Below are 17,581 nucleotides of genomic sequence, written 5' to 3'. Positions count from 1 at the left end.
CGCCGCAAGTGAGGCCTGACGACATCTTGGCTTCTGTCGCGCTCGCCACTAGACAAGCCGCATGACACAATCTGTGAAGCTGGTCGCCGGCAACTGGAAAATGAACGGTCTGGGCGCGAGCCTGGCCGAGGCTGAAACTCTTGCAAAGGCGCTGAAGGAGCAGGCTGCGGCCTGCCGCGTGGCCCTGTGCCCGCCGGCCACCCTGATCGACCGGATGGCGCAGTCGCTGAAGGGCGGCGTCGTCGAGATCGGCGGGCAGGACTGCCACGCCGAGGCGTCGGGCGCCTACACCGGTTCGGTCTCGGCCGAGATGGTTCGCGAGGCGGGCGCCGGTCTGGTGATTCTCGGCCACTCGGAACGTCGCGCCGGGTTCGGCGAGACGGACGCCGATGTCGCCGCCAAGGTCGAGGCCGCCCTGGCCGCTGGTCTGGAGCCCATCATCTGCATCGGCGAGACGCTTCAGGAGCGCGAAGCCGGGCAGGCGGTCGAGATCGTCAGCCGTCAGGTCGCCGGTTCGCTCCCGTCTTCGCTGGCGGGCAAGGCTTTTGCAGTCGCCTATGAGCCGGTCTGGGCCATCGGCACCGGCCTGACGCCGACGCTGGAGCAGATCGAAGAGGTCCACGCCGCCGTCCGCGCCGCCATGATCGCCAAGCTGGGGGAGGGCGGCCGCGCCGCGCCGATCCTGTACGGCGGCTCGGTCAAGCCGTCGAACGCCAAGGAGATCCTGGCCGTGGCCGAGGTCGGCGGCGCCCTGGTCGGCGGCGCCTCGCTGAAGGCCGAAGACTTCCTGGGCATCATCCGCGCGGCCTGACCGCGCGGACCGTTTGCTCGAAACCCTCAACGGTGTTAGAGGCCGCCGCCTGATCGGCGCGTTTCTGCGCCCACATGAATGACGCCATGCTCCAGACCATTCTGCTCGTCGCGATGATCATCATCTCGGTCTCTCTTTCGGCCGTGATCCTGCTGCAACGTTCCGAGGGCGGCGCCCTGGGCATGGGCGGCGGGCCGTCGGGCTTCATGACGGCGCGTGGCGCGGGCAACCTTCTGACCCGGGTGACGTCGATTTTGGCCGTGGCCTTCTTCGTCTGCGCCATCGGCCTGACGATCGCAGGCAACTATGCGCGCGGTTCGCGGTCGGTGATCGACGCCGACGCCGTCGGCTCCATCGCCCTGGATCAGCCTGAGCAGACGGCCCCGGCGCCGGAAGCCGCTCCGGCGACCCCGGCCGCTCCGGCCGCCCCGTCGCTGGACGATCTGGAAGCCAGCCTGCCCGCCGGCCAGGGCGCGCCCGCCCAGTAAGGGCGTCGCCGCCATCGAGTTTGGGGAAGCGCGCCGCGAGGCGCGCTTTCTTCTTTTGATCAACCGTTGGATTTGTTCAGAGCCGCTCTCCGCTCAGGACGAATCATGGAGTAAGGTGTCCGCCCATGGCTCGCTATGTGTTCATCACCGGCGGCGTGGTTTCCTCTCTTGGAAAAGGCCTCGCTTCCGCCGCTCTCGGCGCTCTTCTGCAGGCGCGCGGTTACAAGGTCCGCCTGCGTAAGCTGGACCCTTATCTCAACGTCGATCCGGGCACGATGAGCCCCTATCAGCACGGCGAGGTCTTCGTGACTGACGACGGCGCCGAGACGGACCTCGACCTGGGCCACTATGAGCGCTTCACCGGCGTCTCGGCGGCCAAGTCGGACAACATCACGACCGGCCGCATCTATCAGACGATCATCGAGAAGGAGCGTCGCGGCGACTATCTGGGCGCGACCGTCCAGGTGATTCCGCACGTCACCGACCAGATCAAGCAGTTCTGCCTCAACCCGGCCAAGACCGACGCGGGCGAGGATGTGGACTTCGTTCTGGTCGAAATCGGCGGCACGGTCGGCGACATCGAGGGTCTGCCCTTCTTCGAAGCCATCCGTCAGCTGGAGCAGGACCTGCCGCGCGGCCAGTCGTGCTTCGTTCACCTGACCCTGCTGCCCTTCATCAAGACCGCCGGCGAGATGAAGACCAAGCCGACGCAGCACTCGGTCAAGGAACTGCGCTCCATCGGCATCCAGCCCGACATCCTGCTGTGCCGCTGCGAGGCGCCGATCCCGGCCGACGAAAAGCGCAAGATCGCCCAGTTCTGCAACGTCCGTCCCGACAGCGTCATTCAGGCGATGGACTCGGCCGACATCTACGCCGTGCCGCTGGACTACCACCGCGAGGGTCTGGACACCCAGGTGCTGGCCCACTTCGGCATGGACGACGCCCCGGCGCCGGAACTATCGGGCTGGAACGAGATCGTGCGTCGCCGCCTGCACCCGGACGGCGAAGTCACCATCGCCGTGGTCGGCAAATACACTGTCCTGAAGGACGCCTATAAGTCGCTGATCGAGGCGCTGCAGCACGGCGGTGTGGCCAACAACGCCAAGGTCAATATCGACTGGATCGAGGCCGATACCTTCGAAGGCGATCCTCAGGCCTGCGCCGAACGTCTGGAAGGCGCCCACGCCATTTTGGTGCCGGGCGGCTTCGGGGAGCGCGGCGCGGAGGGCAAGATCGAGGCGGCGCGCTATGCTCGCGAGCGCAAGATTCCCTATTTCGGCATCTGCTTCGGCATGCAGATGGCGGTGATCGAGGCGGCGCGGAACCTGGCGGGCTTCCCCAAGGCGACCTCGACTGAGTTCGGCCCCGCGGACGAACCCGTCGTCGGCCTGATGACCGAGTGGGTTCAGGGCAATGAGCGCGTCAAGCGCGAGCATGGCGGGGACCTGGGCGGCACCATGCGCCTGGGCGCTTACGCTTCGACCCTGGCGCCGGGCTCCAAGATCGCCGAGATCTACGGCCAGACCGATATCAATGAGCGCCACCGTCACCGTTATGAGGTGAACATCAACTACCGCGAGGCGGTGGAGGAGAAGGGCGGTCTGTTCTTCGCCGGCATGTCGCCCGACGGCGTCCTGCCTGAAACGGTCGAGCGTCGGGATCACCCCTGGTTCATCGGCGTGCAGTACCACCCGGAGTATCGCAGCCGCCCCTTCGCCCCGCACCCGCTGTTCGCCAGCTTCATCGCGGCGGCCCTGGTGCAGAGCCGGCTGGTCTGATCACAGACGATTGTAGCGGTGTTATCCGGTTTTCGTGTCAACCTGTCGTTAACGATCTGGAACGACGCCCATGGCCGGAAACATTCTCTACTTCCTGCACCGCCACTTTCGTGCGGTGTTCGCGATCAGCGTGACGCTGGGCGTGGTGCTGGCTTTTGCGATGGCGCGCACGATGTTGCGTCTGATCGGCGGGATCTAGGAAGCGGCGATTAGGAGAGCCTGGTTAGGGCGTCTCCTTTGTGCGCCGCGACATGGTCTGTCTTGTCGCTGGCGATCTCGTATTGGGGCTTGTCGTGTGATGCACGTCGTCTGTGCCCTTTGTAATCAAAGTCTTGGCGATGGATGCGGATGATTTTACCGCTCACTCGCCCGGCTTCTGAATCCCTGCTGACATGATCGCCGATTGAGAAATCCGCCATTATCTCCCTGCCTCCAGAGGTCATAGAAGACGCCGTTGTCCGATGATCATCTTGAACAGGTCGTCGAGCGCCGAAAGCAGATATCCGCCAAATCCAGTCATGCTCAGTGAACCCGTCAACGCCATGATGGGTTGCGGCGGATAGAGGTCACGATGGCGGGAGCTTCTGGGCGCGGGGTCTGCCCTAAAGCGACTGACCAGCTGAGGCTGCGCGCTGAGTACGGCGCACGGTGATGAGTTTCTATTGGTTTCGAGATAGGAGTTTGCAGGGATGTTGCTGAAGGATCGGGTGGCGATCGTGACGGGTTCGGGCGGGGGTCTTGGCCGCTGTCACGCTCTGTATCTGGCCTCGCAGGGCGCGCGGGTCGTGGTCAATGATCTGGCCGAGGCGGCGGCGCAGGGCGTGGTCGACGAGATTGTCGCGGCGGGCGGTCAGGCGATGGCGGCGGCGGGGTCGGTGACCGACGTGGACGCGGTCCAGGCGATGGTCGATGCGGCGATGCAGGCCTGGGGCCGGATCGACATCCTGGTCAACAACGCCGGCATCCTGCGCGACAAGAGCTTCGCCAAGATGACGATGGACGACTTCCGCCTGGTGGTGGACGTGCACCTGATGGGCGCCGCCATCTGCTCCAAGGCGGTGTGGGAGATCATGCGCGCCCAGACCTACGGCCGCATCGTCATGACCACCTCGTCTTCGGGCCTGTACGGCAACTTCGGCCAGGCCAACTACGGCGCGGCCAAGCTGGCCCAGGTCGGGCTGATGCAGACCCTGGCCATCGAGGGCGCCAAATACGACATCAAGGTCAACGCCCTGGCCCCGACGGCGGCGACGCAGATGACGGCCGGCATCCTGTCCGAAGAGGTGCTGAAGACGCTGGACCCGGCCCTGGTCAGCCCCGGCCTGCTGGCCCTGGTCAGCGAGGACGCTCCGACGCGCGCCATCCTGTGCGCCGGCGCCGGCCACTTCGCCACGGCCAACATCACCCTGACGCAGGGCGTGCGCATCGGCGGGGCCGAGGACGCCGGCGAACAGCTGATCGCGCGTTGGGCCGAGGCGAGCGATCGCACCGGCGAAGCGGTCCCCGCCTTCGGCTTCCAGCAGGCGACCCAGGAAATGGCCTCGGGGGGCGTGGAAGGCCCGGTGACGGCGTGAAGCGGGGCTAGAAGCTGTCGTTGCTCATGGCGCCGGTCAGGTCGCTGGCGGATATGGCGGCGGCCAGCCACGGGCCGACCTTGGGAAGCTCGAACTCGAAGAAGTAGAGGCAGGCGGTCAGCTTGCCCGCGTGGAAGGCGTCAGCGGGCGCCTGGCTGGCCGCCCTGGCCTGATCCAGCCACAGCCAGGCCATGACGACATGGCCGAACGCGCGCAGGAAGGCGGTGGCATTGTCCATGCGGGTCGCTTCGGGCAGGTTCTGAATCGCCCGCAAAGCGCGCAGGATATCCTGCCAGGCAGCGCGCAGGGCGTCGGCGGCGGCGGCCAGTTCGGCGCTCTGTGCGGCCTGATCGCAGGTTTCGCCCAGGCGGCGTTCCAGCACCGCAAGCCCGGCGCCGTCGGCGCGCAGGATCTTGCGGCCCAGCAGGTCGAGCCCCTGAATGCCGGTCGTGCCTTCGTGGATCGGGTTTAGCCGGTTGTCGCGATAGAGCTGCTCCACGTCGAAGTCCCGCGTGTAGCCGTATCCGCCGTGAATCTGGATGGCGATGTCGTTGGCGGCGAGGCCGTATTCCGACGGCCAGGTCTTGGCCACCGGGGTCAGCAGGCCCAGCAGGGCGGCGGCGTCCGGATCGTCGGGCTGATCGACCAGTTTGGCGCAATACAGGCACAGGGCCAGCGCGCCTTCGGCATACGCTTTCTGCGTCAGCAGCATATGGCGAACGTCGGGGTGTTCGATGATGGCGACGGAGCCGGCGTGGCCCGGCCGCTGACCCTGCACCCGCTCCTGCGCATAGGCGAGCGCATGACGATAGCCGCGATAGCCCAGCGCGGCGGCCCCCAGCCCCACGCCTATGCGCGCCTCGTTCATCATCAGGAACATCTGTTGCAGGCCGCGTCCCGGCTCGCCGATGCGCCAGCCGATCGCGCCTTCACCCTCGCCGAAGTTGAGCAGGCAGTTGGCCGTGCCGCGATAGCCCATCTTGTGATTGAGGCCCGCCACGCTGATGTCGTTGCGCTGACCCTCCGGAAGCACCTTGGGCACGATGAAGAGCGACAGGCCCTTGGTGCCGTCCGGCAGGGCGCCGTCGTCCAGCGGGATCTTAGCCAGCACCAGATGGACGATGTTGTCGCTGATGTCCTGATCGCCGCCCGAGATCCACATCTTGTTGCCCGACAGGCGATAGCGGGCGCCCAGTTCGTCTTCGCCGTCGGCCACGGCCCGGGTGCGCACGTCCGCCAGGTTCGAGCCGGCCTGAGGCTCCGACAGGCACATGGTGCCGAACCACCGGCCCGCGATCTGGGGCAGGGCGAAGGCCTCGACCTGAGCCGGCGTGCCGAACTCGGCGATCAGTCGCGCATTGGCCGTCGTCAGCATCGCATAGGCCGCCGTGGCGATATTGGCCGCGCCGAAGAAGGCGAACGACGCCGAACAGGCTAGATAGGGCAGGCCCAGCCCGCCCAACTGCTCGCTGAACCCGGCCGAGAACAGGCCGAGTTCGGCATACTGCTCCAGAGCGGTTTTAATCGCCGGCAGGGTGATCACCCGCCCATCCTCCAGCCGAGGCTCGGCCGCATCAGCCGCCTTGTAGTGAGGCAGGAACAGATCGACAGCCAGCGCTTCGGACAGGTCCAGCACCGCGTCGATGCTTTCGCGACTGTGATCGGCGAAGGCCGGCGCCTGGAACAGCGTCTCCATCTTCAGCCAGTCATTCAGCATGAAATCCAGGTCGCGACGGACGATCAGCGGATGGGTCATGCGGTCAGGGCTCCGGGGCGACGGTCGTGGCGGTCCGGCACGACTAATCCCCCGCGTTGGCGGCTTGATCGATGCCTGATAGCCGATGGTCGGATTGTTGGACAAAGAGAGGCGGCAAATCAACTGCAGCGCCTGAAGGCTGTTCACCGGGCGTTGGAGGAAGAGATTCTCAGCGGCCGCATCCCGACGGGGCCGCCTTGGCCGTCGGAAAGGGCTGGCGGGCCAGGGAATCCTTGGCGCGCGCCTTGATCGAAAAGCCCGGGCAGGTTGGCCGACCTGCCCGGGCCGCCGCTTAGAACGTGCGGCTCAGTTTGATGAAAGCCGTCCGTCCTGCGAAGTCATAGGACGACACCAGCGGTGCGTTTCCAAACACGGAGTACCAAGAGGTCGCCGAGATTTCGGGCGGATTGACGTTGAAGACGTTTCGAACGCCAACGGTCGCCGTCCATTCATGGGCGCGAACCTGGGCTGAGAGATGATGCAAGAAATAGTTGGGCGTCCGCAGGTTGTAGATCGACGTCGCCGGGTCGAGCTTTCGACGTTCGTAGCCGCTCATCTCGCCCACCCATTCGGTACCCCAGCGAACAAGCCAGTTGTCCACGCTATAGGCTAGGTCGGCCGTGCCGCTGTAACGGGGGGACCCGATATCGCCGGCGCTATTGATTGCGGGCTCGTCCTCGAACAGCATCTGTTCCTGAGTGGGCGTGTAGCTCACGGCCACGTTGAGGGCGACCTGGCCGGGGCCGACGTCGTTTCGATAGCGCAGATTGTAGTCCAGACCCTTGACGACATCCGTGGCTATATTGACGTAGGAGTCGATGACACGCAGATATCCGGTTTGCGGGTCGCGACTGATCAGACGGCAGAGCCCCGTCCGTGCTTTGAACTCGTCCGGCGTTGATGCGTAGCAGTCGTTCATGATGTTGGCCGAGCCGAGGCGAGAGACGCCGTTATTGACTTCGATCTCGTAGTAATCGACCGCCACAGCCAGATCGCCCCAGCCTTGCTTAAGGCGCGGCGTGAAGACTGCGCCCAAGGAAAGATTGCTGCTGGTTTCAGCGGATAGGCCAGTGGCGGCGCCGCCACGCTGAATGACGGTGATGCTGCCTTTTTGTGTGAAACCGGGCGCCAGGCCTTCCGAAGCGCAGTTCGCCTTGATGTAGGCGTCCTTGCTCTCGAAGTTGTTGCACGGGTCCAAAAGAGCGTTGCCGAAACTGGAGGTGTCGCCGACGTATTGTTCATACAGGGCCGGCGCGCGATACGACGTTCCGTAGGATGCGCGGAAGTTCAGCCAGTCGTTCGTCTTCCAGAAGAGGCCCAATTTGTAGGTCGTGTCGTCGCCGTACGAATCGTAATCGGTGTACCTGTAAGACGCGGTCAGGTTCAGGTCCTGAACCATCGGCAAGTCTTTAAGCAGGGGAACGTCAATCTCACCGAAGGCCTCAATCACAGAATCATCGCCTTTGGTGATGCCTGCGGATGTATAGTTGAGGATATCGGAGGCGCGCGACGCTTCAGACGGAGTGTCTAACAGCGAGGCATGACGGTATTCGGCGCCGAAATACGCCATCACCTGTCCGGCCGGCAAGGTCCAGAGCGGTCCATCGAAGCCGGCGGCTAGGACGGTTTCTTCATACTTCGTCTTGCCGATGTCCACCGGGGCGACATAAGCGAGGAAGTCGGCCGGAACCTTGCCTTTCAGAAGGGCTGCCGAGAGGGCGGGCGCGGCGACGCAGCCCGGGTTTTTGGCGAGTTCGCGACAGACGAACCGGCCGTCGGGACCCACCACTACGTCAAGCGCTTCTGACAGCCGGCTCTTCAAATACTGCGGCTGGCGATATTCGGCGTCGGATCGGGCGAAGCTGAGATAGGCGTCATATCGCCAGCCGTCCAGGCTCGTGATGTCGCCCTTCAGGCCGACGACGTGACGCTGGAAGTCGACCGTCTGGTGCGCTGTATTCTGTTCAAGAGTGAACGCCTTGACCGCGACGTCCTTGCCCTTGCTCATGCCTTCATCGGCGCCGTAGCGGCTCCAAGACAGGCTGTTTGGAAGCAGGGGGCTGCCTACCGCATAGTCGGGGTTAAATTGCCGCGTGCCGGTTTGGTATGACTCGCGACGCGAATACATGGTCTCTAGATAAAGCTCAGCGTCGCCCAAGGCGTTGAGCCCGTAGCCGCCTTCTGCATAGAGGTTGAGGGTCTTGGTCGGCGAAATCAGAGAGCGGTTCAGCATCCGGTCGTCGAATGAATCGCGCACGTCGAGGTTGACCCCCGTGCCGCCCACGCCTTCCCATCCGACAAACCCGGTATCAACGGCCGAGTTTGGGCGCCAGCGGTTGAACTGGGTTCCCACAGCCCCGGGGGCGCCGACGCCTGTACGCGTGCCTGTGCCGATCAGATTAATCGAGGCCCCTGAGCCGTTCGTCGGAAAGCATTTGGCCTTCCCCGTGTTCGGGTCGATGTAATCGAGGCTGGCCCCTGTCTGCGGATTGCGCTGCATAAGGCGGTTGCAGAGGGTGAAGTCGCGATCCCTCAACGTCATTTCATTTCGTTCGAAATAATCAGCCGCCCCGCTCAATCGCCAGTTCGCGCCGCGCAAACCCCCTACGACGGACAGGCGGCTGCTCATGCCGGCCCCATCTGCGTCCATAGGGACATTGGCCGTGGCTTCGACGGACAAGCCTTCAAAGTTCTTGCGGGTCTGCAGATTGATGACCCCTGCGACGGCGTCCGAGCCGTAAACGGACGATGCCCCGTCCCGCAGGACTTCGACGCGTTCGATCATGGCGCTGGGCAGGACGTTGAGGTCAGCCGCCCCGACCGAGCCGCGCGTGCCTGCGGGAGAGACGCGTCGGCCGTTGAGCAGCACCAAGGTGCGAGTGGGGCTCATGCCGCGTAGGCCGATGGTGTTCACCCCGGCGCCGCCGTTGACGGTGAAGCCGGCTCGCGAATTGTCCGTCTGGGTCGCGCCTCCGGTAATGGCGGTGCCTTGGAGAACTTCGGCCGTCGAGGCGTAGCCCTGAAGCGTCGCATCCTCGCGGGTCACGACCTGAACCGGCGAGGGGGAGTTATAAACGTCGCGGCGAATGCGCGAGCCGACGACGACCACGTCCTCGACGTTGGTGGCGTGGGTCTGATCGGCATCCGCCAGGGCGGGGGCGCCGGACATCGCCAGGGCCAGGGCCGAACCGGCCATTAGGAATGACTTTTGGTACTGCATGGGTTTCTCGATCTGGTCGCTTGCGCGACGCATGGTTGACGTCTGCGTTTCAGAAGAAGCGCAGATCGAGAACGCTATTTTGCAAATAAACTACTTCAACATCAATTGTCATTGGCGATTTCAATTCGAACTAGTGATGCAAAATAGCATCTTCATGCGTAATATTACAGTATTTAGGCATGATTTTGTCTTAGCATTACTTGGAGTAAGGGCCGCTCTTCAGCGGCCCATCCCTCCTGTGCAGGGCGTGGCGGGGGTGAAGCCGTCGATCTGGGCCTGAACCTGCTTGTCCAGGGCGCGGTAGCCGTCCTGGTTCACGGTGACGCCCGCGACGGCGACGCCCTTAGCCGGGCTGTAGTAGGCGACGGTGCCCCAGAAGCCGGAGTGCCAATAGGCCTGGGCCTGCCCTTCGCCGTAAGCCATCAGCCCCATGCGGTAGTGGTCGCCGCCGGGGTGGGCGCCGGGCCGGGTCATCTCGGCCAGGGTCTCGGGCCGGGCGAAGACGCGGCCCTCGAACAGGGCGGCCATGAAGCGGGCCATGTCGCGCGCCGACATCACCAGGCCGCCGCCGCCGTACAGGTCCATGGAGGCGTCGATGCCGGTGGCCTCGCGTTCGCCCAGAAACTGGCGGGCGCGGTCCGGCGCGGTCTCCGGCGGCGGCTCCATGATCTCCCACCAGGTCGAGGCCAGGCCCAGGCGGTCCAGGCCCAGCTGGTCGCGCACGGCGACGGCCAGTGACTGTCCGGTGATCCGCTCGATCATGTCGCCCAGCAGGATGTAGCCGGTGTCGGAATAGAGGAATTTCTCGCCGGGTTCTCCCTGGGGGCCAGCGTAACTCATCGACAACCGCACCAGGTCCTCGCGCGACCAGCGCCGTTCGGGATCGCCGAACAGGGTCTGGGTGAAGCGCGGGTCCGAGCCGTGGTCATAGAGGCCCGCGCTGTGGGTCAGCAGATGACGCACCGTGATCCGACCGGTGTCGTAGCCGCGCTCCCGCAACAGGGCGTCCAACTGGGGGTCGATCAGGCCCGCGATCGGGGCCTCCAGGTCCAGCCGCTCCTGCTCCCACAAGCGCAGGGCCGTGGCGGCGGTGAAGGTCTTGGTGTTGCTGGCGATGCGCAGGGGGGTGTCGACCGTCATCGGGCGACCGGCGTCCGCGTCGGCCAGGCCGACGGCGGCGCCCCGGCCCTGGGGCAGGCAGCGCCCCTCCAGATGGACGGCGGAGGGGCGGGGCAGGGCGGCGACGGCCGCCTGCAGCTCCGCCTCGGCGGGCGAGGCGGTCAGCAGGGTCGCGGCGGCGAGGACGGCCAGGCTCATGCGAACCCCCGCTTGCGCAGCAGGGCCGCCGGATCGGCGTCGCGCCCCATCAGCATCCGATAGGTCTCGGCCGGATCGCGGCTGTTCCCGACCTTCAGGGCGATGTCATAGTAGCGGCGCGACAGCGCGGGGTCGAAGAAGCCGCCCGGCGCGGCGGCGAAGCGCTCGCCTGCGTCGGCCACCAGGGTGTCGGCCCAGAGATAGGCGTAGTAACCCGCCGAATAGCTGTCGGAGGCGAAGATGTGGCCGAACTGCGGGCTGCGATGACGCATGACCAGCTCGTCCGGCAGGCCGATCTCGGCCAGCACCGCCTTCTCGAAGGCGGCGGGGTCTGACGGCGGCGTCTCGGCGATGTGATAGCGCATGTCGACGATGGCGCTGGCCAGGAACTCGACCGTGGCGAAGCCCTGGTTGAAGTGGCGCGCGCGCTCGATCTTGTCCATCAGCTCGCTCGGCATCGGGCGGCCGGTTTCGTGATGCAGGGCGAAGCGGCCCAGGACCTGCCGGTCCGACAGCCACAGCTCCCACATCTGCGACGGGAACTCGAGGAAGTCGCCCGGCACATTGGTGCCCGAGACGGACGGATAGGCGACGTCCGAGGCCAGGCCGTGCATGCCGTGTCCGAACTCATGGAACAGGGTGGTGGCGTCGTCCCAGGAGATCAGCGCCGGACGGCCCGGCGCCGGCTTCACGAAGTTCTCGTTGTTGGAGACCACGGGGGCCACGGCGCCGGCGAAGCGCTCCTGGCTGCGGATCTGGTTCATCCAGGCGCCCGACCGCTTGCCGCTGCGGGCGAAGGGGTCGAAGTAGAAATAGCCGACGTGGCGGCCTTGCGCGTCCTTGACCTGCCAGGCGGTGACGTCGGGGTGATAGACGGGCAGGTCGGCCGCGACGATGCTCCAGCCGAAGTTGCGGCCCGCGGCCCAGAACATGGCCTCGCGCAGCTTGTCCAACTGCAGATAGGCCTTCACCTCGCCCTCATCCAGGTCGTAGCGCGCCTTGCGCACCTTCTCCTGATAATAGCGGTAGTCCCAGGGCGCGATCTTGATCCCGGCGCCTTGGCCGTCGGCCAGGGCCTGCATGTCGCGGACCTCTTCGTGGACGCGGGCGACGGCGGGACGCCAGACCTGCTCCAGCAGCGTCATGGCGCGCTCGGGCGTCTGGGCCATGGTGTTGTGCAAGCGCATGTGGGCGTGGGTCGGGTGGCCCAGCAGGCCCGCCCGCTCGTGGCGCAGCTTCAGGATGTCGGCGATCAGCGCCTTGTTGTCGTTGGCGTCGCCGTTGTCGCCGCGCATGATGAAGGCGGTCCAGACGCGGCGGCGCAGGTCGCGGTCGTCGGCGTAGGTCAGCACCGGATCGACCGAGGAGCGGGTGTTGACGATGGCCCAGCGTCCCTTAAGCCCGCGCTCCTCGGCGGCCATGGCCAGGGCGTCGATGAAGGCGTCGGGCAGGCCGCGCAGGGCCGCGCGGTCGTCGACGACGATCCAGGTCTCTTCGTCCGCCAGCAGATTGCGGCGGAAGGCGGTGAATTTCTGCGAAAGTTCCTGGCTGATCTCGCCGACCCGGATACGGGCCGCGGGCGACAGTTCGGCGCCGCCGCGGATGAAGTCGGTGCGGTGCAGCCAGACGACGCGCTGCTGCTCCGGCGTCAGGTTCGACGTCTCGCGCGTCGCCTCCACCGCCTTGATGCGGGCGTAGAGGGCGGCGTTCTGGTTGATGGCGTTGGCGTGGGCGGCGAACAGGGCTTCCAGCTCGGACTGAACGGCGCGGAACTCCGGCGTGGACAGGCTCGACGACAGGACGCTGTAGATCGTTCCTGCCCGCTCCAGCGCGCGGCCCGAGGCCTCATAGGCGGCCACGGTGTTGTCGAAGGTCGGGGCGGCCCGGTTGGCGGTGATGCGGTCGATGTTGGCCAACTGGTCCTGCATGGCCTGGACCAGGGCGGGCTTCAGGTGCTCGACCTTGACCTTGTCCCACGGCGGAACCCCGCCGTTCGGGCCGGGCCAGGGGGCATAGACCGGATTGCCGGCCAGGGCGGCGGCGTCGCGCACGAAGGTCACGCCGCCGATCGAGGCCACGCTGGGCCGGGCGGTCAGGAACAGGGAAGCGGCGGCCGAGGCGGCCAGCAGGCCGCGCCGCGACAGGGCGGGGGAAGTCGTCATCATGGTCTCCGGGTAATGGGGGCGCGATCAGGCCTTGGCCGTGCGCGTGTCGGGCGTCAGTTGTTCGAAGGTCAGCCGCCAGCGCCCCTCGGCGCGACGGAACAGGTTGATTCCCTGGCCGCCTCCGCTGAGCGGCCGGCCGTCGGCCAGGGTCCCGCTATAGCTGTAGCGGAAGGCGCAGGCGGCCGCGTCGGGGCCGTCGATCAGCCACTCGGGATCGGTCATCTGATAGACCTCGTCGGGCAGGATGGACCAGGTGCGCTCGAACCCGGCGCGCACGGCGGCGATGCCTTCCTCGCGCCGGTCCGAGAAGACGAAGACGGCGTCGGGCGCGATGACGTGGCGTTCCAGCAGGTCGAAGTCGTGGCTGTTGATCAGGCCGCGATACAGCTGGAACACCCCTTCGGCCCAGCGGTCGTCGGGGCCGCGCGCGGCGACCCGCGTGGCGGGCAGCAGGGCGGCGCCGGCCGCCATCATGAGGGCCAGACGCCGATTAAGGACGCTTTTCATCCGGCGCACCTCTGCAAGGCTTTGATGCGGGGCGCCGGGCTTGTCGACGCCTGGTTCTGGGTTTGGGCGCTGAGGCGCATCATCTCGTATCTCTGAGTGCGCGGCGCGGCGCCGAAGCGGCGCAGGGCCTGGGCGATGGGCGAGTCCGCCGGCTCGTCGCCGACGCAGAGGCGGCGTCCGCGAACGCGTGCGGCCAGGGAGGCGATGATGGCCTCGGCCGCATGGCTGCTTTCCGCCGCCACGTCGATCAGCCGGGATACGCCGCCCGAGTTTTGCTCCACGGCATAGGCGGCGATGCCCATGCCCGAGCGCCAGCCGAGCAGGGTCAGCCGGTCGCGCATGACGGCGCGCATGACGTTGGCCTCGTTGCGCTGCCAGGGGGCGGCGCTGACCCCGATATGCAGCCGACGATGAAGATCGGGCAGCAGCTCGGGTTGAAGAACCACGAGAGGATCGGCGCCCCCGCCCATGGCGGGGCTGTTGAAGCTGAGCAGGCGGCGGCGGTCGACGAAGCCGGCCGAGGCGTAGAGCCGCCGCGCACGATTGGCGGTCATGACCTCAAGGCGCGTCTCGGTCACGCCCGAACCCTCCAGAATGCGGCACTGATGCCGCATCAGCGCCAGGCCGATGCCGGTGCGCCGATGGGCGTCGATCACGCCGAAGCCGCCAATCCAGGCCTCTGTTCCGGCGGCGGCGACGAAGGACAGGCCCACGGGCAAGTCGTTCGCGACTGCGACCAGCGAGAGGCCCAGATCGACGGCCGACATGGAGATGAAGCGCTCGAGTTCGTCTTCGGTGAAGGGCAGGGGGACGGGATAGTTGGCGTAAATCTCGCGCCACAGCAGGGTCAGTTCGCCCAGCGGCAGCACGTCGGCGGGATGGAAGTCGAGCGAAGGGGGTCTCACGCCAGGGCGCTCCGGTTGTCAGATGTCGAGAATAAGGGGGGCGACGCCGTCCTGGCGGATGCGCTCCAGACGGGGAGTCTGGCCGGGGGACCAGGCTGGCAGGCGATGGGCCACGCGATAGGCCAGGGGGATGCCCGCCTCGCCCTCGGCCGGGCGCGTCGGGCGCGGCGTGGCGACGAACTCGACCTCCAGGGCGTCATGCGCGGCGACGACGACGGCGTAGCCGTGGCCGCCCAGGTCGGCGAAGGCCAGGTGCGGGGCGACCTCGGGGTTGGACGCGGCCAGGGCGTCCTCGACCCGACCGGTGGCCTTTAGCGCGTAACAGGCTCGCACGCCGTGGCGCACCGCCAGGTTCATGGCCGGCTGCACCGGCCCGCCCGCGGCCGGACGGTGCAAATAGGCGGGCGACAGCGGCCGATCTAGCGGCAGGGCCGCCTCGGCCGCCTCGAAGCTGGACGGCGTCGAGATGGAGCCGACCACGAACTCGGCCGCCGTCGGGCGATATTCGCGCGGGGGCACGTCCGGCGACAGCAGGCCGGCGAAGAAGCTGTGCCGATCCCCCACCAGGGTGGCGACATTGGTCACGCCCTCGGCCTCGAGCAAGGTCAGCAGTTCGCGCCGCTCGGCCGGATAGCCGCACCAGTCGTCCGTGCCGTAGAGGCCGTAGCCCTCGGACGGCCAGTCGGCCTCGACGCCCTCGGGCAGGTTCTGCCAGTCGGTGCGCCGGTGCAGCATGCCGACCGAATTGCCCCACAACTTCCAGCGGGCGGTCGAATCGGTCAGCCGCTCTTTCAGCCACGCCTTTTGGCGGGCGCCCAGCATGCTGCCGGGCGGGGCGTCGCGACGCGGGTTGGGCAGGTCCTGGCCGCCGAAATGGATCGTGTCGGGCGCGCCGCCGGGCAGGGCGCGACCGGCGTCCAGAGCCTCGACCGCGTCCTGGGCCGCATACCAGGGGAAGCCGCGCACGACGAAGGGGGCGGCGTCCGCCCGCTCGGCCGCCGCCTGCGAGCGGAAGGAGCGGTTGTCGGTCAGGATCAGCTCGACATTGGCGCCCCAGCGCAGGGCGCGGTTGATCAGCAGGCTGTTGATCGCCGCTTGATTGTCCGCCTGATGCGACAGGCCGTCGGCGTCGAAATCGGTCAGCGGCGCGTCCTTCACCGCCGGCGACAGGAAGCGCCTCAACCCTTCGATGTCGCCGCGCACGCGGGCGGGGATGTATTCGAACCAGGCCTGGTTGGCCGCCGCCTTCAGGCTCTGGGCCGCGCGCGAGCCGTCGTAGTTGATCTGGCTCTGCCAGCAGCGGTTCGAGAACTCATGATTGTCCCAGACGCAGATGAAAGGCCACAGGGCGCGCGCGTCCTGGATGTCGGGATCGGCCAGATAGGCCTGATAAACATGGCGATAGTCGGCCACGGTGGTCGGGACCTGGATGGTCCCGACGCGGGCGCCGGTCGGCAGGGGGCCGATCTCGCGCACCGAGCGTCCCTGCAGGGTCGCCTGGTCCTTGGGCGACCAGATCATCTCATAGATGAAGTCGCCCAGGTGCAGAACGAAACGCAGCCGTTCGGCCTCGGGTTTGCCGGCGTCCTCGGCGATCATGCGCCGGTAGGGCGTCGCGTAGCCCAGGTTGATGTTTTGGCAGCTGACGAAGGCGAAGCGGGCGGGCGCGATGTCGTCCTCGTTCGGGGCGGTGAAGGTGCGGCCCGTGCGGCTGGCCCCGCCGTCAGCGTCAATGAAGCGGTACCAGTAGGCTTGCCCCGGTTTCAGCCCGGCGACCAGCGCCCGGCAGGTCCAGTCGGCGGCTTCAAGCGGCGTGACCGAAGCTCTGGCGACGACGCGGCGGAAGCCCTCGTCCTCGGCCGCCTCGACGGTTAGGGCGCCGCCGTCCCGTCCCGCGACCGGCGGTCGGCGCGTCCACAGGATGACGCTGTCCGGCTGCGGATCGCCCGAGGCAACGCCCAGAGGGAAGCGCTCGGGCGCCGGCCGCACGGCCCGCGATCCGGCGCTGACGGGGCCGGCGAAGACCAGGGCGGCCCCGAAGGAGGCCGCGGCGGCGGCGAGGAATTCACGACGGTCGGCGATGGTCATCGAAGAGAGAAGCGTCAGGGGGTTGCGGATAAAGGCGATGCCACGAGACGGCGCAGCCCGCGTTTGTGCAGCGCGGCGGCGGCGAGCGCCTTCGCGAACGGAGATTCAAGATCGTCGGTGGTTTGCAGGCGCATCTCTGCTGTGAGCGCATAATGCTCGTGGACGGCCAGATAGGCGCTGTCGCTCCACAGGCCGTGACGGACTTCAGCTAGATCGTCGGACAAGAGGCACAGCAGATATTGAGCGGCGTCTGTGACAAGCCGCAGAATCGCGCCAGGCCAACGCTCTCCGACGTCGTCCGCCATGCGGGAATGAACGACAAGATAGCCCCCCGGCCGCAGCCTTGCGTCATCATAGGCGACCCCCAGGACGGCGACGCCGCGCGCGGCTGCCCGGGCGAAGGCAGGCGCCAGGCGCGCTTCGACCTGGGGCAGGCAGTCGAACAGCACCGTCTCTGTCGCGGCGTCGATCATAGCCTCGGCCTGGGCCCAGACCTGATCCGGCGAACGAAGGTGGTAGAGCCGATGTTCTGGCTCGGGCGCCCTGAGCCGGGCCAAGGCCTCGGCAGCGACCTGAGTCTGGTTCGCGAAGCGGTTGCTGAGCGCCGTGATCAGCTGATCCGGAGCCACCGCCCGAAACGCGCGGGGCTCGCCGCCGTCATCGATGACGGCGCCCTTCTGCACCAGCGTCGATAGCGCCTTGTAGGTATTGGCCTGCGCCTTACCGATGCCCTGAGCGATCCGATAGCCGGTCGACGGCCCGGCGCGCTGCAGCTCGCAATAGGCGAGCGCTTCGGTTTCGGTGAAGCCCAGGGGCATGAGGGTCTCTTCAGGCGACATGAACATAAGCCTAGTTGCGTTAGCTGCTATGGGAAGTGAAATCGGCGTAATGTCGCCGACACAATTTCATCATTACAGATTTCTCATTTGACGACTAGTCGATGCTACTAGTCATTATCGCCGAATGAAGATT

At 66.7% G+C, this 17,581-nt stretch carries 14 protein-coding genes; 5 read left to right on the top strand and 9 right to left on the bottom strand.

The window, feature by feature from the left end; translation table 11 throughout:
- The first annotated feature begins 61 nt into the window (after positions 1-61).
- The 4 genes from tpiA to PIB44_RS09000 all read left to right on the top strand — a co-directional run bounded on the left by tpiA (position 62) and on the right by PIB44_RS09000 (position 3,276).
- Entirely contained in the window at positions 62-811 is a 750-nt protein-coding gene (tpiA, locus tag PIB44_RS09015) for a triose-phosphate isomerase (protein WP_278069122.1), read from the top strand.
- An 86-nt stretch (positions 812-897) separates the two neighbouring features.
- On the top strand, positions 898-1,299 hold the full coding sequence (secG, locus tag PIB44_RS09010; protein ID WP_428979865.1) for a preprotein translocase subunit SecG: 402 nt from the start codon (positions 898-900) through the stop codon (positions 1,297-1,299).
- A 125-nt stretch (positions 1,300-1,424) separates the two neighbouring features.
- Entirely contained in the window at positions 1,425-3,077 is a 1,653-nt protein-coding gene (gene pyrG, locus PIB44_RS09005; protein ID WP_278069121.1) for a CTP synthase, read from the top strand.
- A 70-nt stretch (positions 3,078-3,147) separates the two neighbouring features.
- Positions 3,148-3,276, top strand: a complete 129-nt coding sequence (locus PIB44_RS09000) for a hypothetical protein (protein ID WP_268750902.1) — start codon at positions 3,148-3,150, stop codon at positions 3,274-3,276.
- A 10-nt stretch (positions 3,277-3,286) separates the two neighbouring features.
- Here PIB44_RS09000 and PIB44_RS08995 read toward each other — a convergent pair whose 3' ends face one another.
- On the bottom strand, positions 3,287-3,496 hold the full coding sequence (locus PIB44_RS08995; RefSeq protein ID WP_278069120.1) for a hypervirulence associated TUDOR domain-containing protein: 210 nt from the start codon (positions 3,494-3,496) through the stop codon (positions 3,287-3,289).
- A 270-nt stretch (positions 3,497-3,766) separates the two neighbouring features.
- Between PIB44_RS08995 and PIB44_RS08990 the strand changes: the two genes are divergently transcribed.
- Complete coding sequence (locus tag PIB44_RS08990) at positions 3,767-4,651, top strand: SDR family NAD(P)-dependent oxidoreductase (RefSeq protein WP_278069119.1); 885 nt, start codon at positions 3,767-3,769, stop codon at positions 4,649-4,651.
- Between the two features lie 7 nt (positions 4,652-4,658).
- On the opposite strand, the gene PIB44_RS08985 is transcribed toward PIB44_RS08990, so the two are convergent.
- The 8 genes from PIB44_RS08985 to PIB44_RS08950 form a co-directional block, all read right to left on the bottom strand.
- Positions 4,659-6,407, bottom strand: coding sequence for an acyl-CoA dehydrogenase (locus PIB44_RS08985; protein ID WP_278069118.1), 1,749 nt, complete (start codon positions 6,405-6,407; stop codon positions 4,659-4,661).
- 292 nt (positions 6,408-6,699) lie between these two features.
- A complete protein-coding gene (locus PIB44_RS08980) occupies positions 6,700-9,660 on the bottom strand; it encodes a TonB-dependent receptor plug domain-containing protein (RefSeq protein WP_278069117.1) in 2,961 nt (986 codons plus the stop codon).
- 186 nt (positions 9,661-9,846) lie between these two features.
- On the bottom strand, positions 9,847-10,944 hold the full coding sequence (locus PIB44_RS08975) for a serine hydrolase domain-containing protein (protein ID WP_278069116.1): 1,098 nt from the start codon (positions 10,942-10,944) through the stop codon (positions 9,847-9,849).
- A complete protein-coding gene (locus tag PIB44_RS08970; protein WP_278069115.1) occupies positions 10,941-13,106 on the bottom strand; it encodes a M3 family metallopeptidase in 2,166 nt (721 codons plus the stop codon). Before PIB44_RS08970 ends, PIB44_RS08975 begins: the two co-directional genes overlap by 4 nt.
- Before the next feature lie 27 nt (positions 13,107-13,133).
- A complete protein-coding gene (locus tag PIB44_RS08965) occupies positions 13,134-13,616 on the bottom strand; it encodes a YybH family protein (RefSeq protein ID WP_278069114.1) in 483 nt (160 codons plus the stop codon).
- Entirely contained in the window at positions 13,613-14,521 is a 909-nt protein-coding gene (locus PIB44_RS08960; RefSeq protein WP_134581068.1) for a GNAT family N-acetyltransferase, read from the bottom strand. The genes PIB44_RS08965 and PIB44_RS08960 overlap by 4 nt, the downstream gene beginning before the upstream one ends.
- Before the next feature lie 18 nt (positions 14,522-14,539).
- Complete coding sequence (locus PIB44_RS08955; protein WP_278069112.1) at positions 14,540-16,609, bottom strand: alkaline phosphatase D family protein; 2,070 nt, start codon at positions 16,607-16,609, stop codon at positions 14,540-14,542.
- A gap of 14 nt (positions 16,610-16,623) precedes the next feature.
- Positions 16,624-17,427: a TrmB family transcriptional regulator gene (locus PIB44_RS08950; RefSeq protein WP_278069111.1), complete on the bottom strand. Its 804-nt coding sequence runs from the start codon at positions 17,425-17,427 to the stop codon at positions 16,624-16,626.
- Between the last annotated feature and the right edge of the window lie 154 nt (positions 17,428-17,581).

The sequence above is a fragment of the Brevundimonas sanguinis genome (assembly GCF_029636725.1).
Taxonomy (GTDB): domain Bacteria; phylum Pseudomonadota; class Alphaproteobacteria; order Caulobacterales; family Caulobacteraceae; genus Brevundimonas; species Brevundimonas sanguinis.
The sequence above is the reverse complement of the archived record's forward strand: the minus strand, read 5'-3'. Positions and strand labels throughout refer to the sequence as shown.